We start from the raw sequence: 2,439 nt of genomic DNA, 5'->3' as shown, positions 1-2,439 counted from the left end.
GCTCGAGCAGGCCCGCCTCACCCTGGCCGACGCCGACGCCTACACCGGCGAGTCCAGCCACGGCGCCACCAAGAGCGTCTACGGCAAGGACCCCGACGGCAACGAGTTCGAGGTCATGTGGATGCTCCCGCGCGCCGAGTGGGGCCGCTTCGAGCACGAGGCCCCCGTCGAGCGCCTCGACCTCGCCGGCGAGGTCTCCACCTGGTCGGGCGTCCGCACCGCTGGTCGCGTCGTGGTCGACGAGGCCACCCGATGACCGACTCCGACGCCGCCGCCTCGGACGCCGCCGCCTTCGGTGCCCCGGTCGTCGTCTGGGCCGCCGGCCAGGACGACCCGTCCCGCCCGCTGGTCGTGCTGCTCCACGGTCGCGGATCGCACGAGCAGGACATCATCGGCCTTGCCGGGCACCTGCCCCCAGGGCCGTCGTACGCCGCCGTGAGGGCGCCGATCGCCGAGGGCGGGGGCTACGCGTGGTTCGCCAACCGTGGCATCGGCCGGCCGGTCGCCCAGAGCCTGGCCGCGACGACGGCGTGGTTCCGCACCTGGCTCGACGCCGTCGCTCCAGCCGGACGCTCCGTCGTGCTGGTGGGCTTCAGCGGGGGAGCGGCCTTCGCCGGCGGACTGCTGCTCGGCGACCCGTCGCGCTTMGCCGGTACGGCGATCCTGCACGGCACGCTGCCGTTCGAGGACGCCGGCATGGACGTCGGGGAGGGACGGCTGGCGGGCCGACCCGTCCTGGTGGTCCACGGCGAGCAGGACCAGGTCATCCCCGCCGAGCTGCAGGCGCGCACCTGGTCGTGGCTGCACGACGGGTCCGGGGCCGTCGTGACCTCCCGGCGCGACCCGGGTGGTCATGCCCTCGGTGCCGGGACCGTCACCGCCGTGGGCGAGTGGATCTCCGGGCTGGTCAGCTGACGCCGCGGCGGGCGTCCAGGCGGGCCATCGCCGGCGTGGCCGTCACGCCGTGGAGCAGCACCGAGACGATCACCGCGAAGGCGACGGTGGACCACAGCCACGCCTCGCCCGGCACCTCCTCGTGGCTGGTCGCATAGGCCAGGTAGTAGAGCGACCCGACGCCGCGGACGCCGAAGAACGCCACCGCCATCCGCTCGCCGGGGTCGAGGCCCCCGTCCTTGCGCTCGTCGCGCGCGAGCAGCGACAGCGCGGCGTACCCGGCCAACGGGCGGACCACGAGCACCAGGGCGACGGCGACGAGGACACCGCGCCAGTCGAGGTGGTCGAGCAGGCCGCGCGTCATCGCCATCCCGAGCACGAGCAGGACCATGAGGGTCATCAGCCGCTCGAGCCGCTCGACGACGCCGTGCATCGCGCGCTGGTAGGAGTGCCCGCGCTCCGAGGCGCGCAGGCGCATCGCGCAGGTGAAGACCGCGAGGAAGCCGTAGCCACCGACCAGCTCCGCCGCGCCGTACGCCGCCAGGAGTGCGGCCAGTGCCAGCAGCGGCTCGCCGTGGTCGGCCAGGCGCAGCGTGTCGCTGCGGGCGTGGAAGGCCTGCCGACCCAGCAGCCAACCGGTCGCCAGGCCGACCGCGACGCCGAGCACGATCTTGCCGACGAGGTACCAGCCGATCCACTCGCCCGCGTCCAGCACGGTGAAGCCGCCGGCGAGCAGGAGCAGGGCCAGGTGCACGAACGGGAACGCGAGGCCGTCGTTGAGGCCGGCCTCGGCGGTGAGGGAGAACCGGATGTCGTCGTCCTCGGTGGGACGCTCCTTGTCGTCGCGCTCGTCGATGTCCTCGGTGAGCGGCTCGCCCACCTGGACGTCCGAGGCGAGCACGGGGTCGGTGGGGGCGAGGACGGCGCCGAGCAGCAGGGCGACGGCGGGCGCGAGCCCGGCGACCCACCAGCCGAGCACCGCGACGCCGAGGATGGTCACCGGCATGGTGACGACGAGGAGCCGCCACACCGGCGACCAGGTGCGCCACGACCGCCAGGACCGGAGGTCAAGGGTGCGCTCGATGGCCAGGCCGACGCCCATCAGCGAGACCAGCACGGTGAACTCGGTGACGTGGGTGATGAGCGTGCGGTTGTCCTGGGGCTCGAGGCTGACGAACCCGACCGGCGGCAGCAGCCCGATGGCCATTCCGACCGCGACCAGGACCATCGGCGGCGACAGGGCGATGCGGCGCGTGACCTGCGGCAGCACGATCGCGAGCAGCAGGGACAGGCCGAGGAGGAAGTAGACCGCGGCGCCGGTCATCGGGTCCCGGTGGCCAGGGTCGTCAGGTGGTTGAGCATGGAACCAGTCTCTCAGTCGTCGCCCCGCGCTGTCGCGTCGTCGTCACCCCGGAGGGCGGGCGGGCGACCCCGCTCCCGGGGTCAGCGCGGACGCTTCCCGTCGTACGCCGCGGCGCTGTCGTCCATCGCCTGCTCGTAGGCCGCGACCAGCCCGGCCACGGTCAGCGGCTTGAGCCGGTGCAC

At 73.9% G+C, this 2,439-nt stretch carries 2 protein-coding genes and 1 pseudogene; 2 read left to right on the top strand and 1 reads right to left on the bottom strand.

Features of this window, described 5'->3' with window-relative positions:
* Nucleotides 1–256, top strand: a pseudogene (locus tag ACXJKL_RS19310) (VOC family protein); the annotation flags it as partial.
* Nucleotides 253–915: an alpha/beta hydrolase gene (locus ACXJKL_RS19305; protein ID WP_457208620.1), complete on the top strand. Its 663-nt coding sequence runs from the start codon at nucleotides 253–255 to the stop codon at nucleotides 913–915. The pseudogene ACXJKL_RS19310 and the gene ACXJKL_RS19305, both read left to right, overlap by 4 nt.
* On the opposite strand, the gene ACXJKL_RS19300 is transcribed toward ACXJKL_RS19305, so the two are convergent.
* Nucleotides 908–2,218 carry a cation:proton antiporter gene (locus ACXJKL_RS19300; RefSeq protein WP_457208619.1) on the bottom strand — a complete coding sequence of 437 codons (1,311 nt, stop codon included), beginning with the start codon at nucleotides 2,216–2,218 and terminating at the stop codon, nucleotides 908–910. The two genes, ACXJKL_RS19305 and ACXJKL_RS19300, sit on opposite strands and share 8 nt — an antisense overlap.
* Nucleotides 2,219–2,439 lie beyond the last annotated feature (221 nt).

Source organism: Nocardioides sp. P5_C9_2, from assembly GCF_054049555.1.
This window is presented reverse-complemented; position numbering and strand designations above follow the sequence as displayed.